Here is a 1389-nt window from a genome sequence, read left to right on the forward strand (position 1 = left end):
GCGCTTGACGTCGAGATTCAGGACGCGATTGCGCAAGCTGCTTACGTCTAACCTTGGCCAGTCCCCCGTGGGGGGGCTGGCGTCCTTTCTTTCGAGACTGGCACCTTTTTTTGACGCTCGCGCATGAGAGCATTTCAGCAAGAACCGCTTGCTCAAATGTTTTCGACCGCGCTGTACCTGCGCATCGAATTCCGTCCGCCTCGGCGGCCCATCTACTTGTTCACGCGAAGGAGCTTCCGATGCGTAGAGTCGGCAACTTCACGCTGTTCTTCGGCGCGGAGGATGCTTTTAGCAACTGGCATCCTTGCCGCTTTTCCTATCACAACGTCGATTTCCGCTCGGTAGAACAGTTCATGACGTTCTCCAAAGCCAAGCTGTTCGGCGACGAGGACATTGCTGAAGCTGTGCTAGCCACCCATCTGCCGAAGGAACAAAAAGCACTCGGCCGCAAGGTCAGGGGCTTCGACCTCGACACGTGGAAAGCAAAGCGCGAGTCGATCGTCTACGTCGGATGCCGCGAGAAGTTCGCACAGCATCCAGGCCTACGCACGCTGTTGCTCGCGACGGCACCGACGGAGCTTGTCGAAGCCAGTCCCTACGATGTGATCTGGGGCGTGGGGCTCGGCGAGCACCATCCTGACATCACGGACAAATCGAAGTGGCGTGGCCAGAACCTCCTGGGCCAAGCACTGATGAAAGTCCGCGACACGCTTAGTTCCTAACCTTTTATCGAGCGCGCGATACCGGCGCATCGACACTCACTGGCTACCTTCGGGTGGCCTTTTTCATTTTTAGGAGGCGACTTTGAAAATCGCTCATTTTTCTGACTTGCATTACGCGCCAGGCAACGTCGAAGAGTCGGACCGGTGCTTTGGCTTTGCCATCGACCACGCCGTTCTCTCGCACGCCAATGTCGCGGTGATCTCGGGTGACGCGACGGACCATCGCCTCGACGCCCATGCGCCTTCGTTGAACCGCCTCGCACGGCGCATCAATGGGCTGAGCGGCAGTATGCCGGTCCTGATGCTGCAGGGCACGTTCTCACATGAGCCGCCTGGCACGCTACGCAACTTCGAACTGATGGCAACAACGCATCAGATCTATGTGGCGGAACGTGTTCAGCAAGTGAGCCTCCATGAAGGACGGTTCTACCCCTCGATCGGTCCCGTGTACTCCGATGAGGAGCTACGCGAGGTGCTCGCTATCGGCGCTGACGTCGTATTCACCTGCTTGCCCACGGTCAACAAGGGGCAACTGGCGGCCGCCGTTGGTGCCAAGGAAGCCGCGACGGGTCTTGAAGCCGTGCTAGGTGACTATCTGGCCGCTGCAGGGCGCGTCAACGAGCAGCTTCGTGCCGCAGGCATTCGAACTGTCGGGGTCTCCCACGGC

At 59.1% G+C, this 1389-nt stretch carries 1 protein-coding gene and 1 pseudogene; both read left to right on the forward strand.

Translation table 11 applies throughout. The features are described from left to right. Nucleotides 1-110 precede the first annotated feature (110 nt). A complete protein-coding gene (gene ybiA / locus AWB67_RS37835) occupies nucleotides 111-722 on the forward strand; it encodes a riboflavin biosynthesis intermediates N-glycosidase (RefSeq protein ID WP_235025603.1) in 612 nt (203 codons plus the stop codon). 82 nt (nucleotides 723-804) lie between these two features. After that, nucleotides 805-1389 (forward strand): annotated as a pseudogene (locus AWB67_RS37840) (metallophosphatase family protein); the annotation flags it as partial.

Origin of the sequence: Caballeronia terrestris, from assembly GCF_001544515.1 — a bacterium.
GTDB classification, from domain to species: domain Bacteria; phylum Pseudomonadota; class Gammaproteobacteria; order Burkholderiales; family Burkholderiaceae; genus Caballeronia; species Caballeronia terrestris.